This window comes from Azospirillum sp. A1-3 (assembly GCF_023806445.1).
In the GTDB taxonomy this organism is placed as follows: domain Bacteria; phylum Pseudomonadota; class Alphaproteobacteria; order Azospirillales; family Azospirillaceae; genus Azospirillum.
Genome location: NZ_JAMSLU010000005.1, coordinates 543,366 through 566,506, shown reverse-complemented (window position 1 = coordinate 566,506; position 23,141 = coordinate 543,366). Strand labels below are relative to the sequence as shown.

General features: G+C 68.9%; 17 protein-coding genes. 14 read left to right on the top strand and 3 right to left on the bottom strand.

Annotation, left to right across the window (positions count from 1 at the left end):
* Positions 1 to 14: 14 nt before the first annotated feature.
* On the bottom strand, positions 15 to 1,799 hold the full coding sequence (gene ptsG, locus M5E06_RS27180) for a PTS glucose transporter subunit IIBC (RefSeq protein ID WP_252140903.1): 1,785 nt from the start codon (positions 1,797 to 1,799) through the stop codon (positions 15 to 17).
* Between the two features lie 303 nt (positions 1,800 to 2,102).
* Here ptsG and ptsP point away from each other — a divergent pair, with 303 nt between their 5' ends.
* The gene (gene ptsP, locus M5E06_RS27175; RefSeq protein ID WP_252140902.1) at positions 2,103 to 4,667 is read left to right on the top strand and encodes a phosphoenolpyruvate--protein phosphotransferase; all 2,565 of its coding nucleotides are present in this window, start codon (positions 2,103 to 2,105) and stop codon (positions 4,665 to 4,667) included.
* A gap of 57 nt (positions 4,668 to 4,724) precedes the next feature.
* On the opposite strand, the gene M5E06_RS27170 is transcribed toward ptsP, so the two are convergent.
* Positions 4,725 to 5,435: a hypothetical protein gene (locus M5E06_RS27170; protein ID WP_252140901.1), complete on the bottom strand. Its 711-nt coding sequence runs from the start codon at positions 5,433 to 5,435 to the stop codon at positions 4,725 to 4,727.
* Between the two features lie 342 nt (positions 5,436 to 5,777).
* On the opposite strand from M5E06_RS27170, the gene M5E06_RS27165 reads away from it, so the two are divergent.
* From M5E06_RS27165 to M5E06_RS27155, 3 genes are all read left to right on the top strand, one after another.
* Entirely contained in the window at positions 5,778 to 6,692 is a 915-nt protein-coding gene (locus M5E06_RS27165; protein ID WP_252140900.1) for a DUF6502 family protein, read from the top strand.
* Positions 6,689 to 7,933, top strand: coding sequence for a DUF5666 domain-containing protein (locus M5E06_RS27160; RefSeq protein WP_252140899.1), 1,245 nt, complete (start codon positions 6,689 to 6,691; stop codon positions 7,931 to 7,933). The genes M5E06_RS27165 and M5E06_RS27160 overlap by 4 nt, the downstream gene beginning before the upstream one ends.
* Before the next feature lie 345 nt (positions 7,934 to 8,278).
* On the top strand, positions 8,279 to 10,381 hold the full coding sequence (locus M5E06_RS27155; RefSeq protein WP_252140898.1) for a methyl-accepting chemotaxis protein: 2,103 nt from the start codon (positions 8,279 to 8,281) through the stop codon (positions 10,379 to 10,381).
* 34 nt (positions 10,382 to 10,415) lie between these two features.
* Here M5E06_RS27155 and M5E06_RS27150 read toward each other — a convergent pair whose 3' ends face one another.
* Positions 10,416 to 11,618, bottom strand: coding sequence for an ROK family protein (locus tag M5E06_RS27150; RefSeq protein ID WP_252140897.1), 1,203 nt, complete (start codon positions 11,616 to 11,618; stop codon positions 10,416 to 10,418).
* 359 nt (positions 11,619 to 11,977) lie between these two features.
* Here M5E06_RS27150 and M5E06_RS27145 point away from each other — a divergent pair, with 359 nt between their 5' ends.
* The 10 genes from M5E06_RS27145 (at position 11,978) to M5E06_RS27100 (ending at position 22,949) form a co-directional block, all read left to right on the top strand.
* Positions 11,978 to 13,495, top strand: coding sequence for a sugar ABC transporter ATP-binding protein (locus M5E06_RS27145; protein WP_252140896.1), 1,518 nt, complete (start codon positions 11,978 to 11,980; stop codon positions 13,493 to 13,495).
* A complete protein-coding gene (locus M5E06_RS27140) occupies positions 13,440 to 14,486 on the top strand; it encodes an ABC transporter permease (RefSeq protein ID WP_252140895.1) in 1,047 nt (348 codons plus the stop codon). Before M5E06_RS27145 ends, M5E06_RS27140 begins: the two co-directional genes overlap by 56 nt.
* Positions 14,487 to 14,510: 24 nt before the next feature.
* A complete protein-coding gene (locus tag M5E06_RS27135) occupies positions 14,511 to 15,494 on the top strand; it encodes a substrate-binding domain-containing protein (protein WP_252140894.1) in 984 nt (327 codons plus the stop codon).
* Positions 15,495 to 15,652: 158 nt separating this feature from the next.
* Complete coding sequence (locus tag M5E06_RS27130) at positions 15,653 to 16,720, top strand: sugar phosphate isomerase/epimerase family protein (protein ID WP_252140893.1); 1,068 nt, start codon at positions 15,653 to 15,655, stop codon at positions 16,718 to 16,720.
* Positions 16,717 to 17,901 carry a Gfo/Idh/MocA family protein gene (locus M5E06_RS27125; protein ID WP_252140892.1) on the top strand — a complete coding sequence of 395 codons (1,185 nt, stop codon included), beginning with the start codon at positions 16,717 to 16,719 and terminating at the stop codon, positions 17,899 to 17,901. The genes M5E06_RS27130 and M5E06_RS27125 overlap by 4 nt, the downstream gene beginning before the upstream one ends.
* A gap of 347 nt (positions 17,902 to 18,248) precedes the next feature.
* Positions 18,249 to 19,244 carry an alpha/beta fold hydrolase gene (locus tag M5E06_RS27120; RefSeq protein ID WP_252140891.1) on the top strand — a complete coding sequence of 332 codons (996 nt, stop codon included), beginning with the start codon at positions 18,249 to 18,251 and terminating at the stop codon, positions 19,242 to 19,244.
* Between the two features lie 3 nt (positions 19,245 to 19,247).
* On the top strand, positions 19,248 to 19,742 hold the full coding sequence (gene dps, locus M5E06_RS27115; RefSeq protein WP_252140890.1) for a DNA starvation/stationary phase protection protein Dps: 495 nt from the start codon (positions 19,248 to 19,250) through the stop codon (positions 19,740 to 19,742).
* A gap of 160 nt (positions 19,743 to 19,902) precedes the next feature.
* On the top strand, positions 19,903 to 20,589 hold the full coding sequence (locus M5E06_RS27110; protein WP_252140889.1) for a hydrolase: 687 nt from the start codon (positions 19,903 to 19,905) through the stop codon (positions 20,587 to 20,589).
* Positions 20,590 to 20,667: 78 nt separating this feature from the next.
* Positions 20,668 to 20,958, top strand: coding sequence for a XapX domain-containing protein (locus M5E06_RS27105; RefSeq protein ID WP_252140888.1), 291 nt, complete (start codon positions 20,668 to 20,670; stop codon positions 20,956 to 20,958).
* A complete protein-coding gene (locus tag M5E06_RS27100; RefSeq protein WP_252140887.1) occupies positions 20,955 to 22,949 on the top strand; it encodes an amidohydrolase in 1,995 nt (664 codons plus the stop codon). Before M5E06_RS27105 ends, M5E06_RS27100 begins: the two co-directional genes overlap by 4 nt.
* The last annotated feature ends 192 nt before the right edge of the window (positions 22,950 to 23,141 follow it).

Genomic DNA, 23,141 nt, shown 5'->3' with positions numbered 1-23,141 from the left:
ATGCAGAGAGTGGCCTATTCCGCGGCGCGCCGTCCGCCCGGCAGCATGCCGGTCATCGCACCGGCCAGCGCGTCGGCGTCGTTGCCGACGATCAGGTCGATGCCGTTGGCGCCCAGCCCCATCACCGCGCGCACGCCGGCCCGCTTCAGCGCCTCGCTATTCGCCTTGCCGGCGTCGCCCAGTTCGACCCGCAGGCGGGTAGTGGCGAAGGCGGCCAGCGTCTTGATGTTGCCGGCCCCGCCCAACGCCTCGGCGATGTGGGTGGCACGCTCGGTCGGTACGGGCGCCGCGGTCGATGCGGCAACCGGCGCCGCCCCGACCGGTGCCGCCACGGCGGCCGGCCCGTCGGCTTCCGAACCGGCGGAGTGCAGATACTCCTGCATCTCCGTCTTCAAATTCTCCGACAGGGTGCCGAACACCGCCTGCACGCTGTCGCGCACCCGCAACACGCCCGACGCGCCCATGTTGCGCAGCTTGCCCTCATCGACGCGCCCCGGATCCTTCACCACCACGCGCAGGCGGGTGATGCAGGCGTCCAGATTGCTGATGTTGCCCCGCCCGCCGAAGGCCAGCACGAGGTCGCGAGCCCGCTCGCTGCCGGTCGCGGTGCTGACGGCTTCCTCCGTCGCATCCTCGCGGCCGGGAGTCTTCAGGTTCAGCGCCTGGATGGTGTAGCGGAACACGACATAGTAGATCGCCGCATAGACCGGCCCCAGGATCAGCACCAGCCACCATTTCTGCGAATAGGGGCTGAGCACGTTGAACAGCACGAAGTCGATGCCGCCCTGGGAGAAGGTGAAGCCCATATGGGCGCCCAGCGAGTTCATGATGAACTGCGAGGTCGCCGCCAGCACCGCATGGATCAGGTACAGAACCGGCGCCAGGAACAGGAAGCTGAACTCGATCGGCTCGGTGATGCCGGTCAGGAAGGAGGTCAGCGCCGCGGAGATCATAATGCCGCCGACCCGCACCCGGTTCTCCGGCTTGGCGGCATGCCACATGGCGATGGCCGCGGCCGGCAGGCCGAACATCTTGAACAGGAAGGCGCCGGACAGGATGCCGGCGGTGGGGTCGCCGGCGAAATAGCGGTTGATGTCGCCATGGACCACCTGCCCCGTTGCATCCTGGAAGGAGCCGATCTCGAAGAAGAAGGGCACATTCCAGATATGGTGCAGGCCGAAGGGGATCAGCAACCGTTCGACGAAGCCGTAGATAGTCGCGGCCAAGCGCGGGTCGTTCACCGCAGCCCAGTGCGAGAAGCTGTTGATGCCGCCCTGGATCGGCGGCCAGATCACCGACAGGACGACGCCGAGCACGATGGCGGCCAACGCGGTGATGATCGGCACGAACCGCTTGCCGGCGAAGAATCCCAGATAGGCCGGCAGCGCGATCTTGTAGAAGCGGTTGAACATCGCCGCCGCCAGCCCGCCGGCCAGAATGCCGCCGAACACGCCGGTTTCCATCGACTTGATGCCCATGATGGTCTTCGGCTCCATGCCCCAGACCCCGGTCATCACGCCCAGCGTGGCGAGCATCACCACATAGCCGATGGTGGCGGCGATGGCCGACACGCCGTCATTCTCGGTATATCCCAACGCTACGCCGATGGCGAAGATCAGCGGCAGATTGCCGAAGATCACGTCGCCCGAATTCTTCATCAGCATCGACAGCAGCGGCGGCATCCATTCGAAATTCGCCGCGCCGATGCCCAGCAGCAGACCGGCGACGGGCAGAACCGCCACCGGCAACATCAGCGACTTGCCGATTTTCTGTAGAAACGCAAAGGGGTTCAATGCCATGGCGGCTCTCCCGCAAATTGTCCGGCGGCGGCGACATCGTTTGCTCAGGACGGAATTACAACCTGACCCATGCTCTGGTTTCACGACATAGGCGACATAGTGAATCGGGCAAGCTTGCGGCTTATCCCCGATGCGTCGGCTGGGGCGCGGATTGGCCGCAGGCTTCCGCCTTTCCCGGACAGGATCTTTCGATAACATATGATGAGAATTCCGCTTGGGCTATGCGGCGTCTGCGCACAGACGGCGTCCGACATGGTGACGCCCGCTCCGGTCCAAGCGATAAGAAAAGAGGATCGAACCATCATGACCGCGATCACGCTTGCAGCCCCGCTGGCCGGATGGGCCATGCCGCTGACCGAGGTGCCCGATCCCGCCTTCGCCCAGGGGCTGGTCGGAACCGGCATGGCCATCGACCCGACGGTGAACGAGCTGCGCAGCCCCTGCGACGGCGTCGTGCTGTCGGTCCACCGCGCGCGCCACGCCTGCACCGTCCGCACCGCCAGCGGGGCGGAGGTTCTGCTGCATCTGGGTGTCGACACCGTCGGCCTGAACGGCGAGGGCTTCACCGCCCATGTGCAGGACGGGCAGTCGGTGAAGACCGGCGACCGCCTGATCAGCTTCGACATGGATCTGGTAGGAAGCCGGGCGCAGAGCCTGGTCAGCATGATGGTCGTGGTGAATGACGGCTACACCGTCGACGGCCAGTCGGTGAACCGCGAGATTGCGGCCGGCGACGCCGCAATGACCGTCCATGGCGGCAGCGGCGTCGATGCCGTCCCCACCCCGACTGCGGCTCCGGCCGAGTCGGGCGAGACGGCCGAGCGCACGGTGGCGCTGCGCATCGCCCACGGCCTGCACGCCCGCCCGGCCGCCGCCCTGGTCGCCGCCGCCAAGGCGCATCCCGGCACCGTCACCATCCTCTGCCGCGACCGCAGCGCCAATGCCAAGAGCGTCGTCGCCCTGATGGGGCTCGGCACCGTGCTGGGCGACCGGCTGACCATCCGCGCCACCGGCACCGGCGCGCAAGGCGTGGTGGAGAGCATCGCCGGCCTGATCGACAGCGGCCTTGGCGACCCCGTCGTCGAAGGCGTCGCCGCTCCGGCCCCCGCTCCCGCCGCCGTCACGACCCCGGCCCAACCGGCCGCCGAGGAAGACATCGGCCCGCCCTTCGCTCCCGGTCAGGAGGCGCTGTTGAAGGGCACCATCGCCGTGCCGGGACAGGCGGTCGGCAGCGTCGTCCGCCGCTTCCGCAGCGGCATGCGCGTGACGGAACAGGGCGCCGGACCCGAGGTCGAAGAGCCGCGATTGCATCAGGCGCTGGAGCGCGTGATCTCCAGGCTGGCAGAGTCGGCCAAGCGCATGCCGGACCACGCCGCCATCTTCCAGGCCCACCGCGAAATCCTGGACGACCCCGAACTGCTGGACGCCGCCCTGACCGACATCCGTGCCGGCAAGAGTGCGGAATGGGCGTGGCAGCGCACGGCGCAGATGCAGGCCGACGCGCTGGCCGGTCTCGCCGATCCCCGCATGGCCGAACGCGCCGCCGACCTGCGCGACCTGGAACAGCAGGTGCTGACCGCCCTGTCCGGCAAGGAACCGTCGGCCGGGCTGGCGGACCTGCCGGCCGGCAGCATCGTGCTGGCCGACGAGATCCTTCCCTCCGACCTCGCCGGGGTTCCGGCCGGGCGGCTGGCCGGCATCGGCATGGCGCATGGCGGCCCGACCTCCCACGCCGTCATCCTGGCCGCCGCGCTCGGCGTGCCGACCGTGGTGGCGCTGGGCCGGCAGGCGGAGCGGGTGCCGGACGGCGCCCCCGTGGTGATCGACGGCAACCGCGGCGAGCTGCTGGTCTTCCCGCCGGAGGACATGCTGGCGACCACCCGCACCGCCGTCGCCGCCCGTGCCGCCCGGCGCGAGGAGAACCGCCGCACCTCCCGCGAGGACTGCCGCATGGCCGACGGCACCCGGATCGAGGTGTTCGCCAATCTCGGCCGGGTCAGCGACGCCCCCGGCGCGGTGGTGGAGGGGGCGGAGGGCTGCGGCCTGCTGCGCACCGAATTCCTGTTCCTGGAACGCCAGTCCGCCCCGACCGAGGATGAGCAATACCAGCAGTACCAGCAGATCGCCGACGCGCTGGAAGGCAGGCCCCTGGTGATCCGCACGCTGGATGTCGGTGGCGACAAGCCGCTGTCCTACCTGCCGCTGCCGAAGGAGGAGAACCCGGTGCTGGGCCTGCGCGGCGTCCGCGTCGGCCTTCGCGAGCCGGAGCTTCTGCGCGCGCAGATCCGCGCCATCCTGCGGGTGAAGCCGGCCGGCATCTGCCGCATCATGGTGCCGATGATCGCCTCGCCGTCCGAACTTTCGGCGGTGCGGACGATGGTGGACGAGGAGCGGGCCAAACTCGGCCGCGCCGAACCGGTCGAGCTGGGCGCGATGATCGAGGTTCCGGCCGCCGCCCTGATCGCCGACCGCATCGGCGCGGTGGCGGATTTCCTGTCGATCGGCACCAACGACCTGACCCAGTATGTGCTGGCGATGGACCGCGGCAACCCGCATGTGGCGGCCCAGCTCGACGCGCTGCATCCGGGCGTGCTGCGGCTGATCCGCCTTGCGGTGATGGGGGCAAAGACCCACGACCGGGTGGTGGCGGTGTGCGGCGGCTCCGCCTCCGATCCGATGGCGGCGCCGCTGCTGATCGGGCTTGGCGTGACGGAACTGTCGGCCACCCCGGCGGTGATCGCCGACCTGAAGGCCTTCATCCGCACCCTGCGCCTGGAGGATTGCCGCCGCGTCGCTGAAGCCGCACTCGGCACCGACAGCGCCGCCGAAGTCCGCCGTCTGGTCGCGGAGGCGTGGCCGGGGCTTTGAGCGATTGATAGCCGCATAAGACTCCCTCTCCCGCCCCGGGAGAGGGCGCTTATCGCATCACACCCGCCCGACCCTGAGCATCACCGCCGCCTGCCGTCCACCGTGCCAGCGGGCGGCGGCCCGTCCCGCGGCACGCATCGCCGCGATGCCGATAAGCGACGCAGCGACGAACAGTCCCGGCTCCAGATCGCCACGCACCAGCAGCGCCGCCCCCATCCCGACGATCAGCACCCGGTAAACCGTCTCGCAGAAACCCAGCCCCGCAAGGAATCCGTCGGTGCAGCCGAAGCTGTCCGCGCCGGCCAGCCGGGCGAGTTGCAACCGCCCGCCGATGACGCTCGCCGGCCCGGTGGCGCCCACCGCGATCATCGCCGCCAGCGCCGCGACCCCGGCCAGTGCCATCGCCCCAATCAGCGGGTTCAGCAGCACCAGCACCGCCAGCTGCACCGGCGCCCAGACCGCCTCCAACACCCACAGGCGCTCCAGCCATCCGGCCGCCGCACCTGGCACCACACCCGGAGCCACCAGCCGCGCCAGTTCGCGCGATTGGCCGAAGTCCAGCAGTGCATGCAGGGCGAACAGCCCCAGCGCAACGGCGACCAGCAGAAGCAGGCTGCCCTCGTCGGCCCCCACCCACAGGGCGTCCTGCAGCGGCCGGGCATAGAGCGCGGTGCCGGCCACCAGCAGGTTGGCCGCCGCCCCGAACAGGATGTTGCGGATCAATGCCGACCGGGTGATGGCGGCGTAACGGGCGATGGACGACGCCATGTCGGACGCTCGCGTTCGAAAGGGAAGGACCGAAGACGGGTTCCGCTTTCCATGCCCCCCGACAGGGTTGGGAGCATCCCCGCGGGCGGGCTGGCAAGCAGGCTGGTCGATCGATGACAGGCTCATGCGGGCTACGGCCGGACGGCCGCTCCTGACCTTGGGGAAAGCTTGGGGACCTTGGTGGTCCTCGTGGAACTGCGCAGCGACGGCGGCCGTCACATGCCCGGCATCATGCGTGGGAAAATTTCCCACATCAAGCGAAAAGGTGATTCCCTTTCGGCCCCGCCGCGCTATTGTCGCATCGGCAATAGAGACAGCCCCAACCGCCGGAGTGTCAGGCGCGTGCCCACCCGCAGCCCCCAGTCAGACCGCCCCAGCGAGGCGGGCGTCACCGGGGCGGCGCCGCCGCCGGCGCTGCTGTCGGCGGTGCGCCGTGTGCTGGTCCCGCTGGTGCGGACGCTGATCGGCTTCGGCATTTCCTGGCCGATGCTGGCGACCCTGCTGAAGTCGGTGTATGTCGAGGTGGCGGAGCGTGGCTTCGCGCTGCCCGGAAAGCCGATGACCGACAGCCGGATCACCCTGCTGACCGGCGTCCACCGCAAGGACGTCAGCCAGATCCGGGGCGCTCCGCCGGCCGCGGAAGCCGCCGCCGCCGCTGCGCCGTCGCTGGGGTCGCAGGTGCTGAGCCGCTGGCTGACCGATCCCGGCTTCCTCGATCCCGACGGCCGCCCGCGCGCCCTGCCCCGCGCTTCCGCTTCGGACGGCGCGCCCAGCTTCGAGACGCTGGTGACCGGCATCAGCAAGGACATCCGCCCGCGCGCCCTGCTGGACGAACTGCTGCATGCCGGGCTGGTGACGGAACGGCCCGACGGCCTGCTCGACCTTGCCGAGGCGGCACATGTGCCGCGCGGCGACCTGGACAAGCTCGCCTATTATTACGGCCGCAACCTCGCCGACCATCTGGCGGCGTCCGGCCACAATCTGGCGGGCGGCACCCCGCCATTCCTGGAGCGGGCGCTGGCCTATGACCGGCTCAGCCCCGACTCCATCACCGCCCTGCGCCGCGAGGCCGACCGGCTGGGCATGGCGATGCTGGTCGAGCTGAACCGCATGGCCGCCGACCTCGCCGACGGCGATGCCGGCCGCGACGACGCCAGCCACCGCTTCACCGCCGGCCTCTATCTCTATGACGAGGACGAGGCGCCCGTTCCTGCGCCGCAAACTGCCGGCTCCGGCGGGGGAGCAGGCGCATCGTGACCCTCCAGCCCCTCGCCCGAATCCTGCTGCTGACGCTGCTGCTGGCCGCCGGCTGCGGTCCCACCCCCTCCCCTGGCCGGGATGACGGGCTGGCGGACCGCGGCATCGGCGGCACCGGCGTGTCCGTCGCCGACCGCGGCATCGGCGGCACGGGTATCGTCGGCACGGTCACCGCGTTCGGCAGCGTCTGGGTCAACGGCCTGCGGGTCGATCTGCCGCCGACCACCGCCGTGCGGATCGAAGGCCGTCCGGCGCAGACCGGCGATGTCCGCATCGGCCAGACCGTCGCCATGACCGCCGCGCCCGGCGGGCCGACCGGCCTGACCGCGCAAACGCTGGACGTGCGCTTCGCCGTCGCCGGTCCGGTGGACCGGACGACGGCCGGCGGCGCGCTGGTGCTGGGCCAGAGCATCGACCTCGCCGAGGCCGAGGGCACCACCGCGCTCACGCCCGGACGCTGGGTTGCCGTCTCCGGCCTGCGCCGTCCCGACGGCGTGATCGACGCCAGCCGTGTCGATCCCTGGGATCCGGCGCGCGGCTGGGTTCTGCGCGGCCGGCTCGATGCCGTCACGCCGAAGACGCTGACCGTCGCCGGCCTGACGCTGTCCCGCGGCCGGGGGCTCGACGGAGCTTTGCCGGAGGTCGGCGGTATGGTGCGCGTCACCGGCGCTGCCGCCGGAAAAGCCGATGGCGGTGCGGCGCTGACGGTGGAGCCCGATCCCTTCAACCCCTTCGGCACCACGGTCAGCGCGCTTTCGGTCGAAACCTATGTGGACGGCTCCGGCCAGACCGTCGCGCCGGAGGGACCGCGCATCGACCGGGCAAACGGCATCGCCGCGCCGGCACGGGTGGTGATCGACAGTGTGGTCACCTCCAGCGGCGGGTTCGGCGGCGGACGGGCCTTCGGCGCGCCGCATCTGGGCGGCCGGTCGTTGCCCGGCACCAATCCCGCCGCCCGCGCCGCCGGTCTGGGCGCGGGCATGCGGCCGGAAGGCATGCGCTCCGACGGAATGCCGGGACCGGATGCGCCCGGCATGGAGGGGCCGGATGGTCCGGTCGATGGCATGCGCTCCCGCCCCGGAGCGGCGCCGCCTCCCGGCCCCGTTGGCGGTCCCGCCGGTCCGGGCGGTGCATTCAGCGGTCCCGGCGGTTCTCCGCACAGCGGCCCCCGTGGTGGATTCGGCGGCGGCTTTGGCGGCGGGCCGGGCGGTGGTTTCGGCGGCAGGGGCGGGCATCTCTGACCGCGTGCGGAAGCCCCGACGTGTCAACATAAAGCTGCACATCCACCGAAGTTCTTCGTTTCATCAATTTTTATTTTAAAATCCGATCAAATACTTCCAAAATTCTCATGCGGCATTTTGATCCATGCTTCGAATTTATCTGCATTCTCAAATCACACGGTCTTAGCATATTAATATATCAACGCCGGAGAGATGCCGCCACGGACCATGCTGACCGCTGTCAATAAGGGCTGAGCCGAACGCACGATTCGGTTTCCATCAATGTCTTTGGCCCAGATCCCGTCCGGCTTCCAAACAGCGCCCGTTCCACACGGTTCGAACTCTTCGCACAAACAGGAATCGACCATGATCACGCTCCTCTCACGGCTGTCGATCCGCGCCACCCTTGGACTCGTCGTCGCCGCGCTGGGCCTGCTGCTGATCGCCACCAGCAGCCACATGCTGGTCGACGTCGTGGACCGCACCCGCAACGCCCATCGCGTCGCCACGCTCAGCGAAACCAGCCGCAACCTGCTGCGCACGCTGCTGGCGATCCGTCTGGAGCGCGGTCTGGTCGGCCCGGCACTGGGGGCGGAGGAGCCGGCCGGTGATGCCGAACTGCGCGACATTGCCGCCAACCGCGCGGTGGCGGAGGCTGGTTACGCCGCCATTGCTGCCAAGCTCGCCACTCTCGATCTGCCCGGCCTGCCCTCCGCGGCCGACAGGCTGCGCGCCACCCACGACACGCTGACCGCCCTGCGCCAGCAGGCCGATGGCGCGGTGCGCCAGCGCAAAGGCACGCGCGATCCAGCGGTGGCGGAGGCCTGGGCAACGGCGCCGGTCGCCTATCTCGACGCGCTGACCGCCGCAACCGACCTGCTCGACGGCTCGCTGAAGCTGGCCGATCCGGTGGTCGACCATCTGCTGGGCATCAAGCGCGCCGCGTGGAACACCCGCCTGAACGCCGGTGGCATGGCGCTGCGCATCCAGACCGCCGTCGCCACCGGTCAGGCCTGGACGCCGGCCGACGCGCAGGCGGTGGCGGAGGCCATCGGCCGCACCGTGCAGGCCTGGGCCCTGGTCAAGGAATCGGCCGCCCGCCCCGACACGCCGGACTCCATCCGCGAGGCGGTCGAGAAGGCCAAGGTGAATTTCGAAGGCCCGCTGGTCGACCAGCGCAAGGCCGTGCTCGCCGCGCTGGCCGAAGGCCGTCCCTCACCGGTGGAGATCGGCACGCTGCGCCGGCAGGACACCGCCAGCCAGGGCTACATCGTCGATGCCGCGCTGGCGGCGGTGGACCGGATGGTCGCCCGTTCCGAATCGCAGGCGGCGCGCGCGACCCGCGACGCCGTCATCGCCGGCCTGCTGGTGCTGGCCGCCGTGCTGCTGACCGTCGCCGGCCTGATCGTCGCCAAGCGCCGGGTCAGCGACCCGATCCGTTCGATGACCGAGGCGATGCGCCGTCTGGCCGACCGCGACATGGCGGTGGCGATCCCCGGCCTGGGCCGCGCTGATGAGATCGGCGGCATGGCGGCTACCGTCACCGTCTTCCGCGACAGCATGATCACCGCCGACCGTCTGGCGGCAGAACAGGCTCGCGAACAGGTAACCAAGGAGGCGCGGGCCGCCCGGCTGGAAGCGCTGATGCGCGATTTCGACGCCAAGGCGATGCACATCGTGGAGACCGTCGCCTCCGCCGCGACCGAGATGCAGGGCACCGCCGGCGCCATGTCCACCACCGCCACCCAGGCGAGCGCGCAGGCGACCGCCGTCGCCGCGGCCTCCGAACAGGCGTCGGCCAACGTGCAGACGGTGGCCTCGGCGACGGAGGAGCTGTCGGCCTCCATCCTGGAGATCGGCCGTCAGATCGCCGCCTCCACCCGCATCTCGGGCGAAGCGGTGACCCAGGCCGAACGGACGAACAGCACCATGCGCTCGCTGGTGGAAGCGGCCGACCAGATCGGTCATGTGGTGGAGATGATCAACACCATCGCCGCGCAAACCAACCTGCTGGCGCTGAACGCCACCATCGAAGCCGCGCGTGCGGGTGAAGCGGGCAAGGGCTTCGCCGTCGTGGCGGGCGAGGTGAAGGCGCTGGCCAGCCAGACCGCCCGCGCCACCGACGAGATCCAGGCCAAGGTGAAGGAAATCCAGCAGGCCACCGGCGGCGCCCAGGACGCCATCGCCGGCATCGGCCAGACCATCGGCCGCATCAGCGAAATCACCACCACCATCGCCGCCGCCATCGAGGAGCAGGGCGCCGCCACCCGCGACATCGCCGGCAACGTGACGGAGGCGGCGCGCGGCACCACCGAGGTCTCCTCCACCATCGTCGGCGTCAACCACGCGGTGCTGGAAACCGGCTCCGCCGCCACCGAGGTGCTGGACGCCGCCAGCAGCCTCGCGCGCGAGGCCGAAACCCTGCGCGGCGAGGTCACCAGCTTCATCACCGCCGTTCGCGCGGCGTGACGCCCATCCAGGAGACCATGCTGGCCGGAGCGGGTCAGGGACGGCCCGCTCCGGCCAGCATGGTCTCCTGCACCGCCATCACCGCCGCCCCGATCACCCCGGCGCTCTCGACTTCCGGCACATACTGGATGTCGAGATGCCGGGTGGAGAGGGCGAGGGAGCGCTGATAGACGCTCTGCCGAATCGAGGCCAGCAACAGCGGCCCGATCCGCGCGACGCCGCCGCCGATGAAGATGTGCGACGGGTTGAAGAAATTGACCACCGCCGCCAGCATCCGCCCGATATGGCCCCCGGCCTGCTGGACGATGGCATTGGCCGCTGCATCGCCCGCCCGGCTGGCATTGCCAAGATCGACGGTGGTCAGCGTGCCGTTGCGCTCCAGCATTTCCATCAGCCGTGGACTCTCGCCGGCGCGCGCCGCGTCCTCCGCCATGCGGGCGATGGCCGGGCCGGCCGCCATCGCCTCGACGCAGCCGGCATTGCCGCAATGGCAGACCGGCCCCTGCGGATCGACGCAGATATGCCCGACGTCGCCGGCCGAGCCGTCCCGCCCGCGATAGACCATGCCGTGGCAGATGATGCCGCAGCCGATGCCGGTGCCGATCTTGATGACCAGAAAGTTCTGAAGCTGGCCGCGCAGGCGCCAATGGGTGCCCAGCGCCATGATGTTCACGTCGTTGTCGACGAAGACCGGCGCGGCATACTCCTCCGCCAGACATTCGCGGATCGAAAACGTCTCCCATCCCGGCAGCAGCGGCGGGTTGACCAGCATGCCGCTGCCGAAGGCGACCGGCCCCGGCACGCCGACGCCGATCCCCAGCACCCGCGCCGGCCCGATCCCCAGCCGCTCCCGCGCCTCGCGCAGCAGCGTCCGCACCCGCCCGAACACCGCCGCCGGCCCGTCGCGCACGTCCGCCGGTTCCGACCGGTGGTCCAGCACCGTCATGTCGGGGGCGAGCAGCGCCACGTCGATGCTGGTGGCGCCGATGTCGATCCCTGCCAGCACCCCCATCCGGTGGCTCAGTCGCAGCACCTCCGGCCGCCGCCCGCCCGAGGACGGCTGCACCCCGCCCTCCTCGATCAGTTCGCGGCCGATCAGGCTGGAAATGGCGAGGTTGGCCTTGCTCTTGGAGAACTCGACCGACGCCGCCAGTTCGCCACGCGACAGCCCGCCGGCCCAGAACAGCCGCTCCAGCAGGGCGCGCTCGCCGTCCGACAGACGTTGCCAGTCAACCATCCAGGGGTGCCTTTCCGATGTGCTTTGCCCCCTCCCTAACCCTCCCCCACCTTTGGTGGGAGAGGGAACTGCCGCCGCTTCGCATTAAGCACCCTCTCCCGCGAAGCGGGGGAGGGTTGGGGAGGGGGCATCGGAGTGGAAGCCACCCCACCTAATCCCTACCACACCTCGCCCACTTTCTCCAAATTATGTTCGAAGTCGTCCATTGTCTGTCCAAAGCGGCGGGCTTACCATCCGCTCAACGGACGAAGCGGCGTCTTACGGGACGACACGCTCCGCAGTGGGAGAAACGTCATGGACGGCATCCGCCCCGCCGCAGGCTTGCGGCCGGTGGAAAGGCCGTCAGGGGGTGCGGAGCCATGAGCCTGCATGTTGCCTTCGACGGCATCACCAAGGAATTCGGGTCCGTGCGCGTCCTGCACGGCGTCGGCTTCGACCTGCATCCGGGCCGGGTGCATGGGCTGCTGGGCGAAAATGGCGCCGGCAAATCGACGCTGATGAAGATCCTCGCCGGCTACCACGCGCCGACCTCCGGCACGGTGCGCATCGACGGCGAGCCGGTGACTTTTCGAAACTCCCGCGACGCGGAAAAGCGCGGAATCGTGCTGATCCACCAGGAACTCAGCCTCGCCGACGACCTCACCGTCGCCCAGAACATGTTCCTCGGCCACGAGATCAAGCGCGGCTGGCTGCTCGATGACCGCGCCATGCGCGACCGGGCGGCCCAGGCCCTGCGTCAGGTCGGCTTCGACGGTGACCCCGACACCAAGGTGCGCGACCTGATCGTCGCCGAAAAGCAGCTGGTGGAGATCGCCAAGGCGCAGCTGCGCAACGCCCGCCTGCTGATCATGGACGAGCCGACGGCCAGCCTGACCCCGTCCGAATGCGACCGGCTGTTCGGGCTGATCAAGCGGCTGCGCCGGGACGGCGTCACCATCGTCTACATCTCCCACAAGCTGGACGAGGTGGAGCGCATCACCGACGAGGTGATCGTGATGCGCGACGGCCGCTTTGTCGCCCGCGCCCCCACATCGGAAACGCCGCGCCAGCGCATGGCGACGCTGATGGTCGGCCGCGAACTGACCGACATGTTTCCGGAAAAGCACATCCCGGCTCTCGGCAAGCCGCTGATGGCGGTGCGCGGCCTGACGGTTCCCGGCTGGGCGGAGGATGTCAGCTTCGACCTCCACCCCGGCGAGATCCTGGGCTTCGCCGGTCTGGTCGGCGCCGGCCGCACCGAACTGTTCGAAGGCATCCTCGGCCTGCGCCCGCGCAGCGCCGGAACCATCGAGATCGACGGCCGCCCGCTCCGCTTGCGCAACCCCCGCGAGGCGATGCGCAACGGGCTGACCTATCTCAGCGAGGACCGCAAGGGCAAGGGCCTGCATGTCGGCATGAGCCTGCGTGACAACCTGACCCTGATGACGCTGCGCCACCACGCCCACCCGCTGCTGTCGCCGTCCTCGGAGGACCGGGCGCTGGAACATGCGGTGACCAGCTTCGGCATCCGCGGCGATCCGCAGGGAAAGGCGTCGTCGCTGTCCGGCGGCAACCAGCAGAAGCTCGCCATCGCCAAGTTCCTGGAGCCCGACCCGCGCGTTTTCGTGCTGGACGAGCCGACGCGCGGCGTCGATGTCGGCGCCAAGCGGGACATCTATTTCCTGATCGCGCGGCTGGCCGCCGAAGGGCGCGGCGTGATCGTCATTTCATCGGAACTGATCGAACTGATCGGGCTCTGCCACCGGGTGATCGTGATGCGCGGGCGCCGGGTGACCGCGACCGTGCCCGCCGACCGGCTCAGCGAAGAGGAGTTGATTGCCCATGCCATCGGGACAGATGCCAGCGGGACCGACATCAGCACCCACACCCGCCACTGAGGTTCGGGGCGAACGCGCGGCGCCGCGCAAGGCGAACCGCCGTTTCGACCCGCACCGCTTCGGCCCGGTCGTCGGACTGGTGCTGCTGCTGGTGATCGGCACGGCGCTGAACCCCGATTTCGCCACCTGGGGCAACCTGATGAACGTGCTGACCCGCACGGCCTTCATCGGGATCATCTCAATCGGCATGTGCTTCGTCATCATCTCCGGCGGCATCGACCTGTCGGTCGGGTCGATGGCGGCGCTGATCGCCGGCAGCATGATCCTGGTGATGAACGCGCTGGCCGCGTCGGTCGGCTCCCCGGTTACGGTGGTGGTGCTCGGCGTTTTGTTCGCGCTGCTGCTCGGCGGCGGCTTCGGGCTGGCGCACGGCTACCTGATCACGCGCGGCCGGATCGAGCCCTTCATCGTCACACTGGGCACGCTCGGCATCTTTCGCGCGGTGCTGACGTGGCTGGCCGACGGCGGCGCCATCACGCTGGACAACGACCTGTCCGACGCCTACGGCCCGGTCTATTACGGCAGCCTGCTGGGCCTCCCGGTTCCGGTGTGGGTCTTTCTGGTGGTTTCGATCGCCGGTGCCGTTCTGCTGAACCGCACCGCCTTTGGTCGCTATGTCCAGGCCATCGGCTCCAACGAGCAGGTTGCGCGCTTCGCGGCGGTGGATGTCGACCGGGTGAAGCTGCTGACCTACGGCCTTCTCGGCGTCTGCGTCGGCATCGCCACGGTGCTGTATGTGCCACGCCTGGGTTCCGCCTCCCCCACCACCGGACTGTTGTGGGAGCTGGAAGCCATCGCCGCGGTGATCGTCGGCGGCACCTCCTTCAAGGGGGGAGAGGGCCGGATCGCCGGGACGGTAATCGGTGCGGTCCTGCTGTCGGTCATCAGCAACATCCTGAACCTGACCAGCATCATCAGCGTCTATCTGAACGCGGCGGTCCAAGGCTGCGTCATCATCGCCGTCGCCTTCCTGCAGCGCCGGCGCCCCTAAAAAACGATAAGGAGGAGAAACGTCATGTCGGAAGTTGCGCGTTACACTCGACGTGTTGTGCTGGGCACGGGCTTGGCCATGGCGGCGACGGTGGCCCTCGGCGGCGGCTTTGCCTTTGCGGCTGAGACGGTGAAGCTGGGCGTCAGCATCCCGGCCGCCACCCACGGCTTCACCGGCGGCATCGTCTGGTGGGCCAATCAGGCGAAGGCGGAGCTGGAAAAGGCCCATCCCAACCTGAAGATCACCGTCAAGACCGCCAGCGGCGCGCCGGAACAGGCGAACCAGCTTCAGGATCTGGTGACGGTGACCGGCATCAATTCGCTGGTCATCTTCCCCTTCGAATCCGCCGCCCTGACCCAGCCGGTGATGCAGGCCAAGAAGAAGGGCGTCTATGTCACCGTCGTCGACCGCGGCCTGACCGACACCAGTGCGCAGGACGCCTACATCGCTGGCGACAACACCGCCTTCGGCCGCATCCCGGCCGAATACATCGCCAAGAAATACAACGGCAAGGCCAACATCGTAGCGCTCCGCGGCATCCCGACCACGCTCGACAACGAGCGGTGGGAGGCCTTCACCGGCGTGCTGAAGCAGTATCCCGACATCAAGATCCTCGACGGCAAATACGCCAACTGGAACCGTGACGACGCCTTCAAGGTGACGCAGGACTTCCTGACCCGCTTCAAGGACATCGACGTCATCTGGGCCGCCGACGACGACATGGCCTTCGGCGTGCTGAAGGCCATCGAGCAGGCCAAGCGCACCGACATCAAGGAGGTGTTCGGCGGCGCCGGGTCCAAGACGATGGTGAAGACCATCCTCGACGGCTCCAACCCGCTGATCCACGCCGACGTGTCCTATTCGCCGAAGTTCATCTACGACGCCATCAAGATGACCGCCGAAGCCCGCCTGAAGGGCGACAAGCTGCCGGCGACCCACATCATCCCGTCGGCGCTGATCACCAAGGAGAACGCCAAGGAGTTCTACTTCCCGGATTCGCCGTACTGAGCATCAGCGTCGGCGGCCCCCTCCCCGACCCTCCCCCGCTACGCGGGAGAGGGCGCCTTCTGCGAAGCGGCGGCAGCCCCCTCTCCCTCGAAGAGGGGGAGGGTTAGGGAGGGGGCATTCGCCAGCCAACACCTCCCCCCATCAGGGAGCCCAAACCCATGAAGACCATCAAAGGCCCCGCGATCTTCCTCGCCCAGTTCGCGGGCGACGCGGCCCCCTTCAACTCGCTGGACGCCATCGCCCGCTGGGCCGCCGGCCTCGGCTTCAAGGGCGTGCAGATCCCCAGCTGGGACCGCCGCCTGTTCGACCTGCACAAGGCCGCGACCAGCCGCACCTACTGCGACGAGGTCAAGGGCACGCTGGCCGATGCCGGGGTCGAACTGACCGAGCTGTCCACCCACCTGCAAGGCCAGCTGGTCGCGGTCCACCCCGCCTACGACGCGCTTTACGACGGCTTCGCCCCGGCGGAGGTCCACGGCCGCCCCGACGCGCGCCAAGCCTGGGCGGTGGAGCAGTTGCACCTCGCTGCCAAGGCATCCACCAACCTCGGCCTGACCGCCCACGCCACCTTCTCCGGTGCGCTGGCCTGGCCCTACCTCTATCCCTGGCCGCAGCGCCCGCCGGGCCTGATCGAGACCGCCTTCGACGAGCTGGCGAAGCGCTGGCGCCCGATCCTCGACGCCTTCGACGAGGCCGGCTGCGATCTCTGCTATGAGATCCACCCTGGCGAGGACCTGTTCGACGGAACCACCTTCCAGATGTTCCTCGACCGGGTCGGCGGGCATGAGCGCTGCAACATCCTGTACGACCCCAGCCATTTCGTCCTGCAGCAGCTGGACTATCTCGGCTACATCGACGTCTTCCACGACCGCATCCGCATGTTCCACGTCAAGGATGCGGAGTTCAATCCGACCCCCTGGCAGGGCGTCTATTCCGGCTATGCGCCGTGGAAGGACCGGGCCGGGCGTTTCCGCTCGCTGGGCGACGGGCAGGTCGATTTCCGCGGCATCTTCTCCAAGCTGACCCAGTACGGCTTCGACGGCTGGGCGGTTCTGGAATGGGAATGCTGCATCAAGCATCCGGAGCAGGGGGCCGCCGAGGGCGCCCGCTTCATCCAGGACCACATCATCCGCGTCACCGACCGCGCCTTCGACGATTTCGCCGATGCCGGCACCGACGAGGCGGCCAACCGCCGGATTCTCGGTCTGGGGAAAGGGGCAGCATGAGCCCGGATCAATTGCCACCCCACCCACCGGCCTCCGCGAGGCGCTTGCGCCTGGGCATGGTCGGCGGCGGCCAGGGCGCCTTCATCGGCGCCGTCCACCGCATCGCCGCCCGCATCGACGACCGCTATGAACTGGTCGCCGGCGCGCTGTCCTCAGACCCAGAGCGGGCGCGGGCCAGCGGCGCGGAGCTGTTCCTCGCCCCCGACCGCTGTTACGACGATTTCCATGCCATGGCGAAAGCGGAGGCCGCTCGCCCTGACGGCATCGACGCCGTCGCCATCGTCACGCCGAACCACCTGCATTACCCCGCCGCCAAGGCCTTCCTCGAGGCCGACATCCACGTCATCTGCGACAAGCCGCTGGTCCATACCGTGGAAGAGGCGGAGGAACTGGCAGTGCTGGTGCGCAGCCGCGACCTCGTCTTCGTGCTGACCCACAATTACAGCGGCTATCCGATGATCCGGCAGGCCCGCGCCATGGTCGCGTCCGGTACGCTCGGCAAAATCCGGGTGGTTCAGGCCGAATATGCGCAGGACTGGCTTGCGACCGATCTGGAGGCCAGCGGCCAGAAGCAAGCCTCCTGGCGCACCGATCCGGCACGGAGCGGCATCGCCGGCTGCATCGGCGACATCGGCACCCACGCCTTCCATCTGGCCGAATTCGTCACCGGCCTCCGCTGCACTGACCTCGCCGCCGACCTGACCGCCTTCGTGCCCGGCCGGCGGCTGGACGACAACGCCCACATCATGATGCGTTTCGACGGCGGCGCCCGCGGCATGCTATGGGCGAGCCAGGTCAGCCCCGGCACCACCAACGGCCTGCGCCTGCGCGTCTTCGGCGAGGCCGGCGGCCTGGAGTGGCAGCAGGAACAGCCCAACGAGCTTCGCTTCACCCCGCTGGGCGAGCCGACCCGCACCCTGCTGCGCGCCGGTGCCGGCAGCCTGCCCGCGGCGAGCGGCATCGCCCGCACCCCGGCCGGCCATCCGGAGGGCTATCTGGAAGGCTTCGCCCAAATCTACCGCGACGCCGCCGACCGCATCGCCGCCCGCCTGGACGGCCGCCCGGCCCCCGCCGACGTGCCGTTGCCGACGGTGGAGGACGGTGTGCGCGGCGTGCGCTTCATCCACGGCGCGGTGGAGTCCAGCCGGCGCAATGCCGCGTGGGTGTCTTTGGCGGGATAGTTCCCTCTCCCGCCCCGGGAGAGGGAGGGGACCCGCGCCGAAGGCGTGGGGAGGGTGAGGGGTGATCCAAAAATCCCGAAGCGCATGGCTTCGTGCCCACCCCCTCACCCTTCCCATGCTCCGCATGGGCCCCTTCCCTCTCCCGGGGCGGGAGAGGGAGATTAACCGCCCTCAAAAAGCCGGTCCTCTCGCAAGAGGGCCGGCTTTTTGCGTTCGCAGCGGCGCAATGCGCAGAACCGGCAAAAGCCGTTCCGAAGAGGCAATCTCCCTCTCCGCCCTTTCCGTACCATCCGTTCATCAAGACAGCCGGAGCCGGTCCCGCCGGCCCGGCCAGGAACGGACTACGCATGACCATCCAGGACTTCCATCCCTCCCGCCGGACGGTCCTTTCCGGCAGCGCCGCCCTCGCCATTGCGGGCAGCGGCCTGCTGGGCGCGCTCCCCGGCACCGCCGCCGCGGCCGAAAAGACGGCCACCCGTCAAGACCCGACCAAAGGAACGAAACCGATGCTCCAGGGCAGCTACGTCACCACCAAGGACGGCGTCCAGATTTACGTCAAGCAGTGGGGTCCGCAGACCGGCCAGCCAGTGGTCTTCAGCCATGGCTGGCCGCTGACCGGTGATGCATTCGAAGACCAGATGATGTTCCTGGCCCAGCACGGCTACCGCACCATCGCCCATGACCGCCGCGGTCATGGCCGCTCGTCGCAGCCGGGCTTCGGCAACGATCTCGACCATTACGCCGACGATCTGGCCGCGGTGACCGAGGCGCTTGACCTGAAGAACGCCGTCCATGTCGGCCATTCCACCGGCGGCGGCGAGGTCGCCCGTTACATCGGCCGCCATGGCGTCTCGCGTGTCGCCAAGGCCGCCCTGATCGGCGCCATCCCGCCGATCATGGTCAAGACCGACTGGAACCCCGACGGCGTGCCGATGGAGGTGTTCGACGGCATCCGCGCCGGCGTGAAGGCCGACCGCTCGCAGTTCTTCAAGGACCTCGCCCTGCCCTTCTACGGCTTCAACCGTCCGGGCGCCAAGGTTTCGCAGGGTGCGATCGACAGCTTCTGGATGCAGGGCATGATGGGCGGCCTGCTGGCCGAGTACGAGTGCGTCAAGGCATTCTCCGAGACCGACCAGCGCGAAGACCTGAAGAAGATGATCGTCCCGACGCTCGTCCTGCACGGCGACGACGACCAGATCGTCCCGATCGCCACCTCCGCCAAGGCCGCCGTCAAGCTTCTGCCGAAGGGCACGCTCAAGGTCGTCGCCGGTGCGCCGCACGGCATGTGCACCACGCACAAGGACGTCGTGAACGAGGAACTGCTGGCCTTCATCCGGAGCTGAGCCATGACCTACCTGTCCCGCCTCGACCTGCACGACGTGGTGCGCAAGGAAGCCGCGGCGCTGCTCCAGGCCCGCCTGTCCGACGCGCTCGATCTGGAAGCCCAGACCAAGCAGGCGCACTGGAACGTCAAGGGGCCGCATTTCCTGCAACTGCACGAGCTGTTCGACCGCGTCCATGACGAGGTCGAGGGCTTCGTCGACCTGATCGCCGAGCGCATCACCACCCTGGGCCACATCGCCGACGGCCGGGTGCAGACCACCGTCGCCCGCAGCGCGCTTTACGAATATCCGCTGCAGGCGGTCGACGGCGTGGCGCATCTGAAGGCGCTGGCCGGCGCGCTGGCCCAGTTCGGCGCCCGCGTGCGGGCCGACATCGAGACCGCCACCGGCGTGGGCGATGCCGACACCGCCGATCTGTTCACGCAGGTCTCGCGGGAGTGCGACAAGCAGCTGTGGATGCTCGAAGCCCATCTGGTGACCGGCGACTCCGCCGCCTGATCCTCACCATCATTGTCTTTTACACCGCAACAGTCATGTTCAATCACACATGATTGTTGACCATCCTTCACCATGAGAAGGTCCCTGTCAGACGGCGCCGACGACGCACCGGCGGCAGGCGACCCAATCCCTTGAAACCCACACCGAACAGGAAAAGATCATGACCTTCCCGGCCAAGTCGCTCATCAATGCCGACGACACCGCCTTCATCTTCATCGATCACCAGCCGCAGATGTCCTTCGGCGTGGTCAACATCGACCGCCAGCAGCTGAAGAACAACACGATCGCTCTGGCCAAGACCGCCAAGCTGTTCGGCGCCCCGACCATCCTGACCGCCGTCGAGACCGAGAGCTTCTCCGGCTACATCTGGCCGGAGCTGATGGACGTCCTGAAGCAGGACCCGATCGAGCGCACCTCGATGAACAGCTGGGATTCGGAAGAGCTGGTGGCCGCCGTCAAGGCGACCGGCAAGAAGAAGCTGGTCATCGCAGCATTGTGGACCGAAGCCTGCCTGCTGTTCCCGACGCTGTGCGCCATCGAGGAAGGCTTCGAGGTCTACATCGTCACCGACGCCTCGGGCGGCACCTCGCAGGAAGCCCACGACGCCGCCATCCGCCGCATGGAGCAGGCCGGCGCCCATTCCATCACCTCGGTCAACGTCCTGCTGGAACTGCAGCGCGACTGGTCCAAGCGCGGCACCTATGACGGCGTGATGAACATCGTCCGCGAGCATTTCGGCGCCTACGGCATGGGCGTCGATTACGCCTACACCATGGTCCACAAGGCCCCGCAGCGCGGCGAATATGCCCACAAGGTGGTCGGCGCCGCCGCGCATGAGCACGCCTGACGGGCACGCCTGACGACCACACCGGCGCCCGCTCCATCGCGGGCGCCGGTCCCCCAGTCCAGAGCGGGAGACGGCACCATGATGCCCTATCTTCTTTCGGCCGGCGCCGGCATCCTGGTCGGCGTGATCTATGCGCTGCTCGGGGTCCGTTCCCCGGCGCCGCCGACCATCGCCCTGATCGGTCTGCTCGGCATGCTGGTGGGCGAACAGGTGGTGCCGGTCGTCAAGCGGCTGGTGGCCGGCGAGCCGGTGCTCGCCTTCATTCAGACGGACTGCGCCCGCCATGTTCTGGGGCCGCATGCCGCTGCCGAGCCGCCCGAGCCGCCTACGCTCGCCAAGGCCGAGACCACCGGAGGGGAAAAGGCGTGAAGCCGGTCACCCGCCGGAAGGCCATGGCGGGAAGCGCCGCCGCGTCGTTGCTGGCATCGATGCCACTGTCCACCCTCGCCACCAGATCCGGGAATGCCGCCATGCCCAACACCGCCGCCCAGACGTCAGCCGCCGGCGACCTGATCCTCGTCAACGCCAAGGTCACCACGCTTGACCGCGCCAATCCGCAGGCCAGCGCCATCGCCATCCGCGACGGCCGCTTCCTCGCCGTTGGCACGGAGGCCGAGGTGCGCGCCGCGGCGCCGCAGGCGACGGTGATCGACGCCAAGGGCCGGCGCGTGATCCCCGGGCTGATCGACAGCCACATGCACATCATCCGCGGCGGCCTGAACTACAACATGGAGCTGCGCTGGGACGGCGTGCCGAGCCTCGCCGACGCCATGGCGATGCTGAAGCAGCAGGCGGCCGTCACCCCGGCGCCGCAATGGGTCCGCGTCGTCGGCGGCTTCACCGAACACCAGTTCGCCGAAAAGCGCCTGCCAACCATCGAGGAGCTGAACGCCGCCGCCCCCGACACGCCGGTCTTCATCCTGCATCTCTACGACCGCGCCCTGCTGAACGGTGCGGCCCTGCGCGCCGTCGGCTACACCAAGGACACCCAGAATCCGCCCGGCGGCGAGATCGTGCGCGATGCCGCCGGCAATCCGACCGGCCTGCTGCTGGCCCAGCCCAACGCGACGATCCTCTATTCGACGCTGGCCAAGGGGCCGAAGCTGCCGCCCGAATATCAGCTGAACTCCACCCGCCATTTCATGCGCGAGATGAACCGGCTGGGCGTGACCGGGGTGATCGACGCCGGCGGCGGCTTCCAGAACTATCCCGACGATTACGCCATCATCGAAAAGCTGCATGCCGACGGCGAGTTGACCCTGCGCATCAGCTACAACCTGTTCACCCAGAAGCCGAAGGAAGAGCTGGCCGATTTCGCCGGCTGGGCCTCCAAGGTCAAGCCCGGCGACGGCGACGACAGCTACCGCCACAACGGCGCCGGCGAGATGCTGGTCTATTCCGCCGCCGACTTCGAGGATTTCCGCGTCGCCCGCCCCGACATGCCGCCGAACATGGAAGGCGATCTGGAGCCGGTGATCCGCCTGCTGGCCGAGAACCGCTGGCCCTGGCGCCTGCACGCCACCTACGACCAGACCATCAGCCGCGCGCTTGACGTGTTCGAGAAGGTCAACCGCGACATCCCCTTCGACGGGCTGCACTGGTTCTTCGACCATGCCGAGACGATCAGCGACCGCAACATCGACCGCATCGCCGCGCTCGGCGGCGGCATCGCCATCCAGCACCGCATGGCCTACCAGGGCGAATATTTCGTCGAGCGCTACGGCACCAAGGCGGCCGAACGCACCCCGCCGATCGCCAAGATGATGGCGGCCGGCCTGCCGGTCGGCGCCGGCACCGACGCCACCCGCGTCGCCAGCTACAACCCGTGGGTCTCGCTGTCCTGGCTGGTGACCGGCAAGACGGTCGGCGGCCTCGGCCTCTATCCTCAGGCCAACCTGATGGACCGCGAAACCGCTCTGCGGCTGTGGACGGAGGCCAACACCTGGTTCTCCAACGAGCAGGGCAAGAAGGGCCAGATCAAGGCCGGGCAGCTGGCCGACCTCGCCGTGCTGTCCGACGATTTCTTCTCGGTCTCCGAGGACCGCATCGCCCACCTGAACTCGGTCCTGACCATCCTCGGCGGTGCCGTGGTGCATGGCGAGGGCGATTTCGGCCCGCTGGCGCCGCAACTCCCCAAGCCGATGCCGGACTGGTCGCCGGTGCGGACCTTCGGCGGCTATTACAAGTCGGCCGACAACGCCTCGGGCGACCAGCGCAAGGCGCTCGCCTCGGCCTGCGGCTGCGCCACCGGCTGCGGCGTCCACGGTCACGACCATGCCGCCGCCTACGCCACCGACGTCCCGGCCGCCGACGTGCAATCCTTCTGGGGCGCGCTCGGCTGTGGCTGCTGGGCGGTGTAACCGCCTCTCTCCCCTAAAGCGGATCCCCTCTCCCCCCTGGGGAGAGGGTTAGGGTGAGGGGGTCGCGCGGCGAGGTTCTTCAAGAATCGCGCACTCTCCGCTCCCCACCAAATCCACCCTGTGCATCCCCCTCACCCCGCCCCTCTCCCCGGGGGAGAGGGAGAATCCCGCTATTCCCCCCAACCCGGAACT